Source organism: Streptococcus agalactiae (assembly GCF_949788565.1).
GTDB classification, from domain to species: domain Bacteria; phylum Bacillota; class Bacilli; order Lactobacillales; family Streptococcaceae; genus Streptococcus; species Streptococcus agalactiae.
In genome coordinates this window covers 1622054-1636916 of record NZ_OX460931.1, presented here as the reverse complement: position 1 = coordinate 1636916, position 14863 = coordinate 1622054, and the positions used below count along the sequence as shown (strand labels likewise).

Below are 14863 nucleotides of genomic sequence, written 5' to 3'. Positions count from 1 at the left end.
ACCTTCCTTTTTAATAAACAGTTAAAGGGAGTGATTGTAAATCCCTATTTTAAATGGATTTGTCACTCCCTATTTTCAATATAATATGCTATTTCAACTTTTGTCAGGTGAATTTTTAATTTCCTTTAGTTGATAGTTCCAAAACGACGAATTGGCCAGAAGCGGAATTTAACCTCTCCCACAATCGTTGATTTTTTGAAGGGACCGACGGCACGACTATCTTTAGAGACAATTCGGTCATCACCAACAAGATAGTAGTGGCCTTTAGGCACGACAGTAGTAAATTCGCTGCTGCCATTGCTGTCAGTAGTGAAAGCGGTAGAGCTTTGTGCTAGGTCTTGGAAAAGTGGGTTATACGAATATTTTTCCTGTAATTTATCCTTTTTAAATAATTTAGTATATTCCTTGAGGTAAGGTTCTTCTGTTTTTTTATTGTTAATAGTTAAGGTGTCATTTTTATATTTGATGACATCACCTGGCATACCAATGACACGTTTAACAATTTTTTTCTTTTGGCCGCCTTCTTCTTCGTTAGCCACTACAATATCGAATCGATTGATTTTTGTTTGTTTGAGAACTACTAGCTGTTCCTTGTCAGCTAAAGTTGGATCCATGGAGTGTCCGTCAACTTTAACGAATTGCCATAAAAAGATACGCGATAGTAAAAAAAGTGAGAGGATGAGGATAAAGACACCCCATTCTTTAATAAATTCTTTCATAATTTTCCCTGCTATTTATTTTAATAATGCTTGTGCTTTTTTGGTGTTGGCAAAATGAAGTTTTGCGCAGTGTTCAAGCGAAGAGATACCATAAGCTTTGAGCAATTGGGTAGCGACCTTATCAGATTGGTGACCAGCTCCACTTGGAAGTTTATATCCAACGTCGTCGCTTAATTTGTTAAGATTTTCTAAGAATAGATTACGTGCAATAATAGAACTGACCGCTACAGCTAGATATTTATTTTCAGCTTTTTCTTCCAGAGTAATCGTTTGTTTAAATTGATTCTTTTCATTTTTCAAATAGTTTTGATAGTTTTTGGAGCTAGTAAAAGCATCAATAACGATTTTTTCTGGTTCAAAACCATCTTGAAGAAGAAGGAAGATAGCTTGATTGTGTAAAGCAACTTTTACGGAGACAGCATTATGTTTGTTATTTGGACCAACCACTTGATTATATTTTTGAGGCGATAACAATAATGCTTTGTGTGGAATTGCTTTTTCCAAAAGGGGCGCGATTTGCTTAATTTTTTGATCAGTAAGTGTTTTTGAATCACCAACACCTAATTTTTTGAGGTAAGCATGGTCCTTAGGAGTTACAAAACTAGCTACCACTGCCAGTCCACCAAAGTAAGAGCCATTTCCCACTTCATCAGTACCAATTATGGGAATATCTTGAGTCTCAGAGGAACAACTTTCTTTTCGCTCAATATAACCATACTTTTGGGCGATATGTGAAGCGTTAGAACCCTGGAAGACAAGTTTTCCAGAAGTATATAAAAGAACAGTAGTTCCTGATATTTTAGCTGAAAATACCACATAAGGATTATTATTACTTATATGATGTTGAGCTAAATCGGTTCTTATCTTTTCTTGCAATTTTTTATCTGCTTGCATGACGATTGTGTTCATAGACAATATTCTATCATAAAAAAGAGGAATAAGGGAATAGACAAGTAATGATAAGGGGTAGAATTTTACGAAAGCCCTATTTTACGGTATAATGCTAGCAGAGGTATAGTATGGAAACAAAAATAAATAATAGTCAGAAAAATCGTTATAAATTTGTCTTTGGAGATAAGCCTCTCACATTGACGACAGATAAAGACAACCTTTTTATGGAAGAGATTGAGCGTGTAGCTACAGAAAAGTATGAAGCTATTAAAGAAAAATTACCTAATGCTGATAATGAAACGATTGCTATTCTCATGGCAATTAATGCTTTATCAGTGCAACTAAGTCGAGAAATTGACATTGAAAAAATGGAAGATGAGCTCAATAAGTTACGCTCCAAAACGATTTCGGACATTAAAGAAAAAGTGAGTGAGGATTAATCATGCTATCATTGCTTTTGCTGATTATTGTTATTTGGCATTTTTATATTGGCTACAGTAGAGGTATTTTTTTACAAGTCTTTTACGTGTTAATGTCAATGGTATCTTTGATGATTGCTAGTCAATTTTACCAAGAATTAGCTAGTCAGATTACGTTATGGGTACCGTATTCTAATCCTGTACAAGGAGTGGAAGTTTACTTTTTTAAAGATATTAGCAAATTTCAATTGAGTCATGTTTATTATGCAGGTGTTGCCTTTGTTTTTATCTACAGTTTATCTTACTTAGTAGGTCGCTTGCTAGGTGTTTTACTACATTTAGCACCAGTTGAACATTTTGATAGCTTGCAAAATAATATTATTAGTGGTTTTTTAGCCGTTCTGGTTTGTCTCTTATTTATGAGTATGTGTTTGACTATTCTGGCAACAGTCCCTATGTCATTTGTTCAAGAAAAGTTATGGAATAGTCTGTTTGTTAGATTTTTAATTAACGACTTACCATTCTTCTCTCAGTTTTTGGTAAGGACTTGGGCGGTAGGTCTTTGAATATAATGTTTAGTAAGGTTGGAGTAAGAGTTCCAACCTTTTTAACGTTGTCATTTTGTGATAAATTTAGGTATAATGAAGAGTATGAATAACAAGATTTTAGAACAGTTAGAATTTAACAAAGTTAAGGAATTGATATTACCTTATCTCAAGACAGAACAATCACAAGAAGAATTATCAGAGCTGGAGCCGATGACGGAGGCTCCTAAAATAGAAAAAAGTTTTAATGAAATTTCTGACATGGAACAGATTTTTGTTGAACATCACTCATTTGGCATAGTCAGCCTAAGTTCAATCTCTGAGAGTTTAAAACGCTTAGAGCTTTCAGCTGATCTTAATATTCAAGAACTTTTGGCTATCAAAAAAGTTTTACAGAGTTCTTCGGATATGATTCACTTTTATTCTGATTTGGATAATGTTTCTTTCCAATCTTTGGATCGTTTGTTTGAAAATTTGGAACAATTCCCTAATCTGCAAGGGTCTTTTCAAGCTATCAATGATGGTGGTTTTTTAGAACATTTTGCGAGTCCAGAATTAGAGCGTATCCGTCGTCAATTAACAAACAGTGAACGACGGGTTCGTCAGATTTTACAGGATATGCTTAAGGAAAAAGCAGAGCTTTTATCAGAGAATCTAATCGCTAGTCGTAGTGGACGAAGTGTCCTACCAGTAAAAAACACTTATCGGAATCGTATTTCTGGTGTGGTTCATGACATCTCTTCTTCAGGAAGTACTGTTTATATTGAGCCTCGTGCTGTAGTTACACTAAACGAAGAGATAACGCAGCTTAGAGCTGACGAACGTCATGAAGAAAGTCGTATTTTACACGCATTTTCAGACTTGTTAAGACCCCATGTCGCCACTATTAGAAATAATGCATGGATTCTTGGGCATCTTGATTTTGTAAGGGCTAAATATCTTTTTATGTCTGATAATAAGGCGACGATACCTGAGATTTCTAATGACAGCACGTTAGCACTAATCAATGTTCGTCATCCTCTGTTAAGTAACCCTGTGGCTAATGACTTACATTTTGATCAAGATTTAACTGCAATTGTCATCACTGGTCCCAATACTGGTGGTAAGACGATTATGCTAAAAACACTCGGTTTAGCACAATTAATGGGACAGTCTGGTTTGCCAGTATTAGCGGATAAAGGTAGTAAAATTGCAGTATTTAACAATATCTTTGCAGATATTGGCGATGAGCAATCTATTGAACAAAGTCTATCAACTTTTTCTAGTCATATGACGCACATAGTTAGTATTTTAAACGAGGCTGACCACAATAGTTTAGTTCTCTTCGATGAACTGGGAGCAGGAACGGATCCTCAAGAAGGTGCTAGTTTGGCTATGGCTATTTTAGAACATCTTAGGTTAAGTAATATCAAAACGATGGCGACCACACACTATCCAGAATTAAAAGCTTATGGGATTGAGACAAATTTTGTAGAGAATGCGAGCATGGAATTTGATGCCGAAACGCTTAGCCCTACGTATCGCTTTATGCAAGGAGTTCCTGGACGATCAAATGCATTTGAAATTGCTTCTCGCCTTGGTTTAGCTCCATTTATTGTTAAACAAGCTAAGCAGATGACAGATTCTGACTCAGATGTTAACCGTATTATTGAACAGTTAGAGGCACAGACACTTGAGACACGTAGAAGACTGGATCATATTAAAGAAGTTGAACAAGAAAACCTCAAATTCAATCGTGCGGTTAAGAAACTCTATAATGAATTTTCGCATGAGCGCGATAAAGAGTTAGAAAAAATCTATCAAGAAGCTCAAGAAATTGTAGATATGGCTTTGAATGAGAGTGATGCTATCTTAAAAAAACTCAATGATAAGAGCCAATTAAAACCTCACGAAATTATAGATGCTAAGGCACAAATAAAAAAATTAGCACCTCAAGTTGATTTATCAAAAAATAAAGTCTTAAATAAGGCTAAAAAAATCAAAGCAGCTCGTGCCCCTAGAATTGGTGATGATATTATAGTGACTAGCTATGGACAGCGAGGTACCTTAACTAGTCAATTAAAAGATGGACGTTGGGAAGCACAAGTGGGAATTATCAAAATGACATTAACACAAGATGAATTTACCCTCGTTAGAGTCCAAGAAGAACAGAAAATCAAAAGTAAACAGATTAATGTGGTTAAAAAGGCTGATAGTTCTGGACCAAGAGCTCGACTTGATCTTAGAGGTAAAAGATACGAAGAAGCTATGCAAGAGTTAGATAATTTTATTGATCAAGCATTGCTTAACAATATGGGACAAGTTGATATCATTCATGGTATTGGTACAGGCGTTATCCGTGAGGGAGTGACAAAATATCTTCGTCGTAATAAGCACGTTAAACATTTTGCTTATGCCCCACAAAATGCAGGGGGATCTGGCGCCACAATTGTAACGTTAGGGTAAATTATGGAATCATATGAACAATTTTATGCCAAACTATCTCAACCTTTTAGAAAAAAACCACAGTTAATAATTCTTTTAAATTTTTTACTAAAAATAGTCACAGGAATGATGTACATACTCTATCCATCTTTTCTGATATTTACTCTTTGGCAAGGGATGACATTTCAATTATGGTTAAGGCTATTAATTATCCCTGCTGTTGGCTTTATAGCTTTGTCTTGCATTAGGAAACGCCTTGATTTTCCACGACCATATGAAAAATGGAATATTAAACCTTTAATTTATAAGGATACTGAGGGAAGGTCAATGCCTAGCAGACATGTTTTTTCAGCTACGATGATTAGTATGTGTTTGTTACGATATTATGTTTACTTTGGAATAGTTTGTTTAATATTATCGGTTCTATTGGCAATTTGCCGTGTGATAGCAGGTATTCACTATCCTAAGGATGTTATTGTAGGTTACCTTATTGGCTTGATTTTAGGGCTTTGTTTATTTATTTAGCGAGTTCGTAGCAAATAGTTTCAAAAACAACTAAATTCTTGTACAATAGGCTTATCATTAAGATGAAATGGAGAAAAAAGATGGCATTAGAAGTAACAGATGCTACATTTGTAGAAGAAACTAAAGAAGGTTTAGTACTCATTGATTTTTGGGCAACTTGGTGTGGTCCATGTCGTATGCAAGCACCAATCTTAGAACAGTTATCTCAAGAAATCGATGAAGATGAACTCAAAATTTTGAAAATGGATGTTGATGAAAATCCGGAAACTGCCCGTCAGTTTGGTATTATGTCAATTCCAACATTGATGTTTAAAAAAGACGGAGAAGTGGTTAAACAAGTTGCAGGTGTTCATACTAAAGACCAACTGAAAGCTATTATTGCTGAATTGAGTTAAATAAAATAAAGCCCAGTGTCACGCTGAGCTTTATTTTATTATCTACTAACTTAAATGGAATAACCATGTAAAAATAAAACGACTTGCAAAAAAGGTGGCAACAGTAATGAGGAAAAATACAGTGACAATAAGGGGTTTCTGATAAGGAAGTTTTGCTCTTTCTTCCCGTTTTTCGATTTCGTCTAATAATTTTCCACTTGAAACAGCTAGGATTTCCTTATAAGTTTGCACATCATATTTTTTCTTAAAACGTTCCACACGATTAGCATAAGTCATAGTAATTATCGATAATAAAACAAAAATGCCAAGTCCTAGCCACTCTAAGAAATAGACTAATGGATAACTTGAAATCATTAATAGTATCATCAATGTTACCATTACTTTGGTATCTCGTTCAAAATTCTTTTTATCAACCTGAGTGATGGTATATTTCATTTTCTCAATGTCTCCTTTAATTAGTTGGTCTAAGCTCACTTGAAAAAATTGACTTAGGAGTAAGAGGCTATGGATGTCTGGGTAGGTTTTGTCATTTTCCCAGTTAGATATGCTCTGACGGCTTACATAGACTTTCTCGGCTAATTCTTCTTGCGAGAGCGCTTGTTGTTTACGGTAGCGAATAATTTGCTGACCAATTTCCATAAATATCTCCTTTCATAATATTAGTATAAGGATGATAAGCTAACGGGTCTATCAAATGTATTTGACATTAGGGATAGACCACTATTTATAGGGTATTAAAAGATAATCTGAGGAAAACTTTACAGCGACGTAAAGGAATTGTAAACAAAAAGTGAACCGTCATAGTTCACTTGTGATTAAGCATTTTTATGTTTTAAGTAGGTCTCTAGCATTTTCTTTTGTGGTGTTGCAAAGGGATACAGAGAAAAGTCCTCAATTGCTACCCACTTTAGGTGAGGAGCATTAGGTAAATCTGTTGCTTTGACCACCCCCTCTATGAGTTCTATTGTCCACTTCTGGTGACTAAAAGTGTGCTTAATATTTGGAAAGTGATTATCAGTCCATTGGGGCTTTAATTGATATTCTCTTTGGAAAGTTTCATTTTGGGTTTGCCAGATTATGGGGTTGGATTGATTGTCATCAAATAAATCTAATTGTTGAGAAAGAGGTGACGTTTCGATAATAGGAAATGACCAAAACCCTCCTAGAAGTCTCCCTTTAGTATTTTTCTCCAGTAGATATTGGCCATTTTGGTTACGAATGACAAAAGCCTGAATTCGCATTAGTTTAGGCTTTTTCTTAGGATTTTTTATGGGATATTTACCATAAGTACCATTCAAATAAGCAGCATTAAAGAAACGAATAGGGCTTTCATCAGGTCTAGGTGTCTTAGCGGATTCGATGTCTGTACCCAGATCCATAAGTGCTTGGTTAAAATCACCGGGTCTGTCAGGGTCAATTAGTATTTCCATAATAGCTTGAAAAATTTTACGATTTTTAGGGTCACCGATGTCATAATTAACTTCAAACAAACGAGCCATGACACGCATCACATTGCCATCAACGGCAGGCTCTGGTAAGTTGAATGAGATGCTGGCGATAGCACCTGCAGTATAAGGACCAATCCCTTTTAATGAAGCAATATCATCATAAGTGTGAGGAAATATGCCACCAAAATCAACCATCACTTGCTGTGCAGCCTTTTGCATATTACGCACCCGAGAATAATAGCCTAGTCCCTCCCATGCCTTTAGTAATTGTTCTTCAGGAGCGTCTGCCAAATCTTTTATTTGAGGAAACCACTCTAGAAAACGTTTATAATAAGGGATTACCGTATTAACTTGTGTTTGTTGCAACATGATTTCAGAAACCCAAATATAGTATGGATTAGTAGTTCTTCGCCAAGGGAGATCACGTTTTTCTTGGTCATACCACCCTAAAAGTGTGCGACGAAAAGAAGCGATTCTATCTTTAGGCCACATCTCAATTCCATAGTCTTTTAAATCTATCATAGATTAATTGTATCAAAGAAAGAGGATTTGACAAAGAGGTATGTTGACTAGATCGTAATTAATGATGAAGAAAAATGTTGCATCAATATTTTTTTCTTGACTTAAGGAAGCGTTTACACTATAATTAAATTATAAAGATAAAGTTTAAATCAAGGAGGTTATCCATGATCTATTACAATATCTCTAGGTATAAGAATGGAGACTAGTCTCCAAAAGAAAGATTGGTAGGCAAGCTAACTTTAGTTAATGGAGGTAGCGCTTATGTTAATTTTTAATATGGGTCGCTATAAGAATGGCGATACGCTAAAATTGTTATCAATGCATTGATGTTGCAAACAGTCACAAGGATTTGAAGTTTTCTTCATTTCCTAGAAATAGTTGGAGGGGCACTTATGTTAGGTTTAGATGTAGGTCGCTACAGTAACGGTGACACATAAGTCCTTATATAATTTAAGGAAGACAGACAATGTGGTAATAGTTCATTACCATTAGCGCATGCTCGCTTGAGGTAATCATGAACAAATATAAACTAGGGTATACCCCTAGATGTGTTAGTAATTTTTGTTAGTCAAGGAGGTATTGCTAATCAAATATCTCAATATGAAAGATGTAAAATGGTAACACATATGAATAAAAGTTCGTGTATGTTTTGGTGTTACCAAAGGTAATAAAAAATAAAGAGGGACTCCCTAAATAGTATTTTAATATTTAAAAATATAAAATCGGAGACACTGAATTTTTCTCCAACGAAAACTTAAACCAATAAAGAATTCTTTAAATAATATGTTGAAGGTGAGGTGTAAACCTCGCCTTTTTATTTTTTAATTGAATTATAGAATGGGGATTGAACATAAGTCAGTAAAAGAAAATGGCTACATAGGTTTGATATAAGGCATATTTCAATAAAGAAAAATAAAAAATGTCTTTAAATGATATCAGGGAAATAAAAACATAAAAACCTTGCATTATTAACTTATTTCTACTATAATAATATCTTGTGAGCATAACCTCACTTACTCATGAAAAATTCATGAGTCATTAGACCAAAAGGAGGAACATATCAATGGCTAAATACGAAATTCTTTATATTATTCGTCCAAACATTGAGGAAGAAGCTAAAAACGCTTTGGTAGCACGTTTTGATTCTATCTTATCTGACAACGGTGCAACTGTTGTTGAATCAAAAGATTGGGAAAAACGTCGTCTTGCATACGAAATCCAAGATTTCACTGAAGGACTTTACCATATCGTTAACGTTGAAGCTGAAGATGCAGTAGCTCTTAATGAGTTTGATCGTCTTTCAAAAATCAACGGTGACATTCTTCGTCACATGATCGTTAAAGTAGACTAAGAAGGTAGTTTATGATTAATAATGTAGTACTTGTAGGTCGCATGACCCGTGATGCAGAACTTCGTTATACACCAAGTAATCAAGCGGTAGCCACTTTTTCACTTGCAGTTAATCGTAATTTTAAAAATCAATCTGGCGAACGTGAGGCTGATTTTATTAACTGTGTTATTTGGCGCCAACAAGCTGAAAACTTGGCTAACTGGGCAAAAAAAGGTGCTTTGGTTGGAATTACAGGTCGTATCCAAACACGTAATTATGAAAACCAACAAGGTCAACGTGTCTATGTAACAGAAGTTGTTGCGGAAAGTTTCCAATTATTGGAAAGTCGTGCTACACGAGAAGGTGGTTCACCTAACTCTTATAATAACGGTGGCTATAACAATGCTCCGTCAAATAATAGTTATTCAGCTCCTTCTCAACAAACACCTAATTTTAGTCGTGATGAGAGTCCGTTTGGTAACTCAAATCCAATGGATATTTCAGATGATGATCTACCATTCTAATATAATAGATGGACAGAATTTAAAACTATAAAGGAGAAATAAACATGGCTCAACAACGTCGTGGCGGATTCAAACGCCGTAAAAAAGTTGATTATATCGCAGCTAACAAGATTGAATATGTTGATTACAAAGATACAGAGCTTCTTAGCCGTTTCGTTTCAGAACGTGGAAAAATTTTACCACGTCGTGTAACAGGAACTTCAGCTAAAAACCAACGTAAAGTAACAACAGCAATCAAACGTGCTCGTGTTATGGCTCTTATGCCTTACGTAAATGAAGATTAATATAAAATAGCCCTAGCGGCTATTTTTTTATTCTTTTTACCATTATTATTGGTATTTACGAGTCAAATAATAGAAAAATTTAGGATACCACCGTATTAACCGTGCAAAACAAATGGTTTTCCTGTATAATACTAAGGTATGGATTTTTTATAACAAAGGAGGAATCGCCATGAAGCAAATGTTTCTTTCAACGGCAATTGAATTTAAAGAAATTGAAACATTCGAGCCAGGTGCTTGGATAAATCTGGTTAATCCCTCCCAGGAAGAATCCGAACAAGTAGCTAATCAATTTGGTATTGATATTGATGATTTACGTGCTCCCCTCGATGTGGAAGAAACTTCCCGTATCTCGGTTGAAGATGATTATACTTTAGTTATTGTTGACGTTCCTACCTATGAAGAACGCAATAACAAAAGTTATTATATGACTATTCCTATGGGCATTATCGTTACTGACAACGCTGTTATTACTACTTGCCTAGAACATTTGACGCTGTTTGATCACTTTTATAGACGACGTGTCAAAAATTTTTATACCTTTATGAAGACACGTTTTGTTTTCCAATTGCTTTATCGCAATGCCGAATTATACTTACAGGCTTTGCGTACTATCGATAGGCAGAGCGATAAAATTGAAGCACAACTAGAGAGTGCAACTCGAAATGAGCAATTGATCGACATGATGGAATTGGAAAAATCTATTGTCTATCTAAAGGCCTCTTTAAAATTTAATGAGCGAATCGTCAAAAAATTGACCAGTAGTACCAGTAGTTTAAAAAAATACATTGAAGATGAAGATCTGCTTGAAGATACATTGATCGAAACTCAGCAGGCTATTGAAATGGCAAATATCTATGAAAATGTCTTAAATGCCATGACAGAAACGACTGCTTCAATCATCGGTAATAATCAGAATACCATTATGAAAACCTTAGCCCTAGTAACCATGACATTGGATATTCCAACGGTTATTTTTTCGGCGTATGGGATGAACTTTCAAAATAATTGGATGCCTTTGAATGGTCTCGCACATGGCTTTATCTATGTTGTTCTTTTGGCCTTTTTGATGAGTTCATTTGTTGTATTTTATTTTATTCGTAAAAAATGGTTTTAATAGTATATTAATCAAGGAGTTCACATGACTTTACAAGACTTAACTAAAAAGAATCAAGAGTTTGTTCATATTGCAACTAATCAACTTTTAGCTGATGGAAAATCAGATGCAGAAATCAAAGCTATTTTAGAAGAACATCTCCCAGAGATTATAGATAATCAGAAAAAAGGAATTACCGCACGCTCACTCTTAGGAGCACCAACTACTTGGGCAGCCTCATTCACTGAGCGACCTGAGGATAAAGCTAGAGTATCTGTACAAAAAAATACCAATCCTTGGTTGATGTGGTTAGATACTTCCTTACTATTTCTTGGCTTAGTAACTGCTTTGAATGGTTTAATGTTGCTATTTGGTCAATCTAATGTCAATACAGGGCTTATTTCAATTTTAACTCTTGGTTTTGGTGGTGGTGCGGCCATGTACGTTACTTATTACTATATTTATCGCCATATGGGTAAACCAAAATCTGAAAGACCAGGCTGGCTTAAATCTTTCGCAGTACTGGCACTAGTTATGTTAGTTTGGTTTGCCTTATTTGCAGTAGTACCTCTTCTACCTGCAACTATTAATCCTAAACTTCCTGAGGTTGTTTTGTTTATTATTGCTTTAGCATCGTTTGGTTTGCGCTTTTATTTACAACGTAAATATAATATTCAAAGCTCAATGGCACCAGTGGCACCACAACAAAGAAGATAATAACAAAGAGTATGAACGTATTAGTTCATCTCTTTTTTCTATGAAATTTAAAACTAAAAAAATACTGACTTTATTAAAATTTGATATAATAAGTCAACACTATTCAAAAAGGAGTGCTGAGGCACAACATTATGCAAGATAAATTAATGATAAGAGGAGCAAGAGCTCACAATTTAAAAAATATAAGTGTCGACATTCCACGAGACAAGTTAGTTGTCGTTACGGGACTATCAGGATCAGGTAAGTCTAGTTTGGCCTTTGACACTATCTATGCAGAAGGACAACGTCGTTACGTTGAAAGTCTTTCTGCTTACGCGCGCCAATTTTTGGGAAATATGGAAAAGCCTGATGTAGATTCTATTGATGGCCTTAGTCCAGCTATTTCTATTGATCAGAAAACAACAAGTAAGAATCCTCGCTCTACTGTTGGGACTGTAACAGAAATTAACGATTATTTACGTTTGCTTTATGCTCGTGTTGGAACTCCATATTGTATCAATGGTCACGGAGCCATCACAGCATCTTCTGTAGAGCAAATTGTGGATAAGGTACTAGCGCTTCCAGAGCGAACAAAGATGCAAATTTTAGCCCCAATTATACGTCGAAAAAAAGGACAACACAAATCAACATTTGAGAAAATACAAAAAGATGGTTACGTTCGTGTTCGTATTGATGGTGATATTTACGATGTTACTGAAGTGCCTGAATTATCAAAAAGTAAGATGCACAATATTGATATTGTAGTAGATCGATTAATTAATAAAGAGGGCATTCGTTCCCGCTTATTTGATTCCGTTGAAGCGGCTCTACGTTTGTCGGATGGTTATGTCGTTATTGATACAATGGATGGCAATGAGTTATTGTTTTCAGAGCATTATTCTTGTCCTGAATGTGGTTTTACTGTTCCTGAATTAGAGCCACGCCTTTTTTCTTTTAATGCTCCCTTTGGTTCTTGTCCGACCTGTGATGGCTTAGGAATTAAGTTAGAAGTAGATATAGATTTGGTTATTCCAGATAAAAGCAAGACCCTTAGAGAAGGGGCCTTAGTTCCTTGGAATCCAATTTCATCAAATTATTATCCAACGATGCTAGAGCAAGCTATGACTCAATTTGGTGTTGATATGGATACGCCATTTGAAAAATTAAGCAAGGCGGAGAAGGATCTAGCTCTATATGGTTCAGGCGAACGAGAGTTCCATTTCCATTATATTAACGATTTTGGAGGTGAGAGAAATATTGATTTGCCTTTTGAAGGGGTTGTCAATAATATTAATCGTCGTTACCATGAAACTAATAGCGATTACACACGCAATGTTATGCGAGAATATATGAACGAGCTAAAATGTAACACTTGTCATGGTTATCGTCTAAATGATCAAGCACTTTGCGTAAGAGTTGGGGGAGAAGAAGGTCTTAATATTGGCCAAGTCTCAGATTTATCGATAGCAGACCATTTAGAACTTTTAGAAACGTTGCGTTTATCTTCAAATGAACAATTAATTGCTCGACCAATTATCAAAGAAATCCATGACCGCCTAAGCTTCTTAAATAATGTTGGGCTTAATTATTTAAATCTGTCACGTTCTGCAGGAACGCTTTCCGGGGGCGAGAGTCAACGTATTCGTTTGGCTACTCAAATTGGGTCTAATTTATCAGGTGTCCTTTATGTACTTGATGAACCGTCCATTGGACTTCATCAGCGAGACAATGACCGTTTGATTGATAGTCTTAAGAAAATGCGTGATTTGGGTAATACGCTTATTGTTGTTGAACATGATGAAGATACAATGATGGCAGCTGATTGGTTAATCGATGTGGGACCTGGCGCTGGTGCGTTTGGTGGTGAGATTGTGGCCTCTGGCACACCGAAGCAAGTAGCTAAAAATACTAAATCTATTACAGGACAATATTTGTCAGGTAAGAAAGTGATTCCTGTACCATCTGAACGAAGAGTAGGCAATGGTCGCTTTTTAGAAATCAAAGGTGCGGCAGAAAACAACCTACAAAATTTAGATGTCAAGTTCCCTCTCGGTAAATTTATTGCCGTAACTGGTGTCTCAGGTTCTGGAAAATCAACCTTAATTAATAGTATTTTGAAAAAAGCTGTTGCGCAGAAGCTTAACCGTAACTCAGATAAACCAGGTAAATATGTTTCTTTAGAAGGCATTGAATATGTTGATCGATTGATTGATATTGACCAAAGTCCAATTGGTCGGACTCCACGTTCTAATCCCGCAACCTATACAGGTGTTTTTGATGATATTCGTGATCTTTTTGCTCAAACTAATGAGGCAAAAATTCGAGGTTATAAAAAAGGACGCTTCTCATTTAACGTCAAAGGTGGACGTTGTGAGTCTTGTTCTGGCGATGGTATCATCAAAATTGAGATGCATTTTTTACCAGATGTCTACGTTCCTTGTGAAGTATGCCATGGCACGCGCTATAATAGTGAGACTCTGGAAGTACATTACAAAGAAAAAAATATTGCACAAATTCTTGATATGACAGTGAATGATGCAGTTACATTTTTTGCAGCTATTCCTAAAATTGCTCGTAAGTTACAGACTATTAAGGATGTTGGTTTGGGATATGTCACTTTGGGGCAACCAGCTACAACCTTATCAGGAGGAGAAGCTCAGCGAATGAAGCTGGCAAGTGAATTACATAAGCGTTCGACAGGTAAGAGTCTTTATATATTAGACGAACCAACAACGGGGCTTCATGCAGATGATATTGCTCGTTTACTTAAGGTTTTGGATCGTTTTGTAGATGATGGTAATACAGTGCTTGTTATTGAGCATAACCTTGATGTTATTAAAACTGCTGACCACATTATTGATCTTGGCCCTGAAGGAGGTATTGGTGGCGGACAAATTGTAGCTATCGGAACACCAGAAGAAGTTGCTGAAAATCCTAAATCCTATACAGGATATTATTTAAAAGAGAAGTTAGCAAGATAGTTTATCGGGAGCTGAGTAATATTACTCAGTTCCTTTTTGTAAGCTAACATTGCGTAGAAGTCATTAA

Annotated in this window: 15 protein-coding genes; 11 read left to right on the top strand and 4 right to left on the bottom strand. The window is 35.6% G+C overall.

What is annotated here, in order from left to right:
* Window positions 1-125: 125 nt before the first annotated feature.
* Window positions 126-719, bottom strand: coding sequence for a signal peptidase I (gene lepB, locus QOR44_RS08380; RefSeq protein ID WP_000657514.1), 594 nt, complete (start codon window positions 717-719; stop codon window positions 126-128).
* 15 nt (window positions 720-734) lie between these two features.
* Window positions 735-1628, bottom strand: coding sequence for a ribonuclease HIII (gene rnhC, locus QOR44_RS08375; RefSeq protein ID WP_001092535.1), 894 nt, complete (start codon window positions 1626-1628; stop codon window positions 735-737).
* Between the two features lie 110 nt (window positions 1629-1738).
* On the opposite strand from rnhC, the gene zapA reads away from it, so the two are divergent.
* The 5 genes from zapA to trxA all read left to right on the top strand — a co-directional run bounded on the left by zapA (window position 1739) and on the right by trxA (window position 5918).
* Entirely contained in the window at window positions 1739-2050 is a 312-nt protein-coding gene (zapA, locus tag QOR44_RS08370; RefSeq protein ID WP_000448289.1) for a cell division protein ZapA, read from the top strand.
* Between the two features lie 2 nt (window positions 2051-2052).
* Window positions 2053-2595 (top strand): CvpA family protein, encoded by a 543-nt coding sequence (locus QOR44_RS08365; protein ID WP_000949954.1) that lies wholly within the window; start codon window positions 2053-2055, stop codon window positions 2593-2595.
* An 84-nt stretch (window positions 2596-2679) separates the two neighbouring features.
* Window positions 2680-5019: an endonuclease MutS2 gene (locus tag QOR44_RS08360; protein ID WP_001060320.1), complete on the top strand. Its 2340-nt coding sequence runs from the start codon at window positions 2680-2682 to the stop codon at window positions 5017-5019.
* Window positions 5020-5022: 3 nt separating this feature from the next.
* Window positions 5023-5523, top strand: coding sequence for a phosphatase PAP2 family protein (locus QOR44_RS08355; protein ID WP_000446807.1), 501 nt, complete (start codon window positions 5023-5025; stop codon window positions 5521-5523).
* A 62-nt stretch (window positions 5524-5585) separates the two neighbouring features.
* Window positions 5586-5918: a thioredoxin gene (trxA, locus tag QOR44_RS08350; protein ID WP_001932060.1), complete on the top strand. Its 333-nt coding sequence runs from the start codon at window positions 5586-5588 to the stop codon at window positions 5916-5918.
* A gap of 45 nt (window positions 5919-5963) precedes the next feature.
* Here the strand turns inward: trxA and QOR44_RS08345 are convergent, their stop codons facing one another.
* Window positions 5964-6557 (bottom strand): helix-turn-helix domain-containing protein, encoded by a 594-nt coding sequence (locus QOR44_RS08345; protein ID WP_000402388.1) that lies wholly within the window; start codon window positions 6555-6557, stop codon window positions 5964-5966.
* Between the two features lie 176 nt (window positions 6558-6733).
* Window positions 6734-7888, bottom strand: a complete 1155-nt coding sequence (mutY, locus tag QOR44_RS08340; protein ID WP_161508544.1) for an A/G-specific adenine glycosylase — start codon at window positions 7886-7888, stop codon at window positions 6734-6736.
* Between the two features lie 1063 nt (window positions 7889-8951).
* Between mutY and rpsF the strand changes: the two genes are divergently transcribed.
* From rpsF to uvrA, 6 genes are all read left to right on the top strand, one after another.
* On the top strand, window positions 8952-9239 hold the full coding sequence (gene rpsF, locus QOR44_RS08335; protein ID WP_001151773.1) for a 30S ribosomal protein S6: 288 nt from the start codon (window positions 8952-8954) through the stop codon (window positions 9237-9239).
* A gap of 11 nt (window positions 9240-9250) precedes the next feature.
* On the top strand, window positions 9251-9742 hold the full coding sequence (locus QOR44_RS08330) for a single-stranded DNA-binding protein (RefSeq protein ID WP_000609584.1): 492 nt from the start codon (window positions 9251-9253) through the stop codon (window positions 9740-9742).
* 44 nt (window positions 9743-9786) lie between these two features.
* Window positions 9787-10026: a 30S ribosomal protein S18 gene (gene rpsR, locus QOR44_RS08325; protein ID WP_000068665.1), complete on the top strand. Its 240-nt coding sequence runs from the start codon at window positions 9787-9789 to the stop codon at window positions 10024-10026.
* A gap of 169 nt (window positions 10027-10195) precedes the next feature.
* Window positions 10196-11140: a magnesium transporter CorA family protein gene (locus tag QOR44_RS08320; RefSeq protein WP_000812124.1), complete on the top strand. Its 945-nt coding sequence runs from the start codon at window positions 10196-10198 to the stop codon at window positions 11138-11140.
* Window positions 11141-11164: 24 nt separating this feature from the next.
* Window positions 11165-11836, top strand: coding sequence for a DUF1129 domain-containing protein (locus QOR44_RS08315; protein WP_000174846.1), 672 nt, complete (start codon window positions 11165-11167; stop codon window positions 11834-11836).
* Window positions 11837-11967: 131 nt separating this feature from the next.
* The gene (uvrA, locus tag QOR44_RS08310; RefSeq protein WP_001152951.1) at window positions 11968-14796 is read left to right on the top strand and encodes an excinuclease ABC subunit UvrA; all 2829 of its coding nucleotides are present in this window, start codon (window positions 11968-11970) and stop codon (window positions 14794-14796) included.
* Window positions 14797-14863 lie beyond the last annotated feature (67 nt).

What these genes read in the sequence shown, in the direction of transcription:
- lepB (WP_000657514.1), bottom strand. Translation starts at nt 719, where the DNA reads ATGAAAGAATTTATTAAAGAATGGGGTGTCTTTATCCTCATCCTCTCA.
- rnhC (WP_001092535.1), bottom strand. Translation starts at nt 1,628, where the DNA reads ATGAACACAATCGTCATGCAAGCAGATAAAAAATTGCAAGAAAAGATA.
- zapA (WP_000448289.1), top strand. Translation starts at nt 1,739, where the DNA reads ATGGAAACAAAAATAAATAATAGTCAGAAAAATCGTTATAAATTTGTC.
- QOR44_RS08365 (WP_000949954.1), top strand. Translation starts at nt 2,053, where the DNA reads ATGCTATCATTGCTTTTGCTGATTATTGTTATTTGGCATTTTTATATT.
- QOR44_RS08360 (WP_001060320.1), top strand. Translation starts at nt 2,680, where the DNA reads ATGAATAACAAGATTTTAGAACAGTTAGAATTTAACAAAGTTAAGGAA.
- QOR44_RS08355 (WP_000446807.1), top strand. Translation starts at nt 5,023, where the DNA reads ATGGAATCATATGAACAATTTTATGCCAAACTATCTCAACCTTTTAGA.
- trxA (WP_001932060.1), top strand. Translation starts at nt 5,586, where the DNA reads ATGAAATGGAGAAAAAAGATGGCATTAGAAGTAACAGATGCTACATTT.
- QOR44_RS08345 (WP_000402388.1), bottom strand. Translation starts at nt 6,557, where the DNA reads ATGGAAATTGGTCAGCAAATTATTCGCTACCGTAAACAACAAGCGCTC.
- mutY (WP_161508544.1), bottom strand. Translation starts at nt 7,888, where the DNA reads ATGATAGATTTAAAAGACTATGGAATTGAGATGTGGCCTAAAGATAGA.
- rpsF (WP_001151773.1), top strand. Translation starts at nt 8,952, where the DNA reads ATGGCTAAATACGAAATTCTTTATATTATTCGTCCAAACATTGAGGAA.
- QOR44_RS08330 (WP_000609584.1), top strand. Translation starts at nt 9,251, where the DNA reads ATGATTAATAATGTAGTACTTGTAGGTCGCATGACCCGTGATGCAGAA.
- rpsR (WP_000068665.1), top strand. Translation starts at nt 9,787, where the DNA reads ATGGCTCAACAACGTCGTGGCGGATTCAAACGCCGTAAAAAAGTTGAT.
- QOR44_RS08320 (WP_000812124.1), top strand. Translation starts at nt 10,196, where the DNA reads ATGAAGCAAATGTTTCTTTCAACGGCAATTGAATTTAAAGAAATTGAA.
- QOR44_RS08315 (WP_000174846.1), top strand. Translation starts at nt 11,165, where the DNA reads ATGACTTTACAAGACTTAACTAAAAAGAATCAAGAGTTTGTTCATATT.
- uvrA (WP_001152951.1), top strand. Translation starts at nt 11,968, where the DNA reads ATGCAAGATAAATTAATGATAAGAGGAGCAAGAGCTCACAATTTAAAA.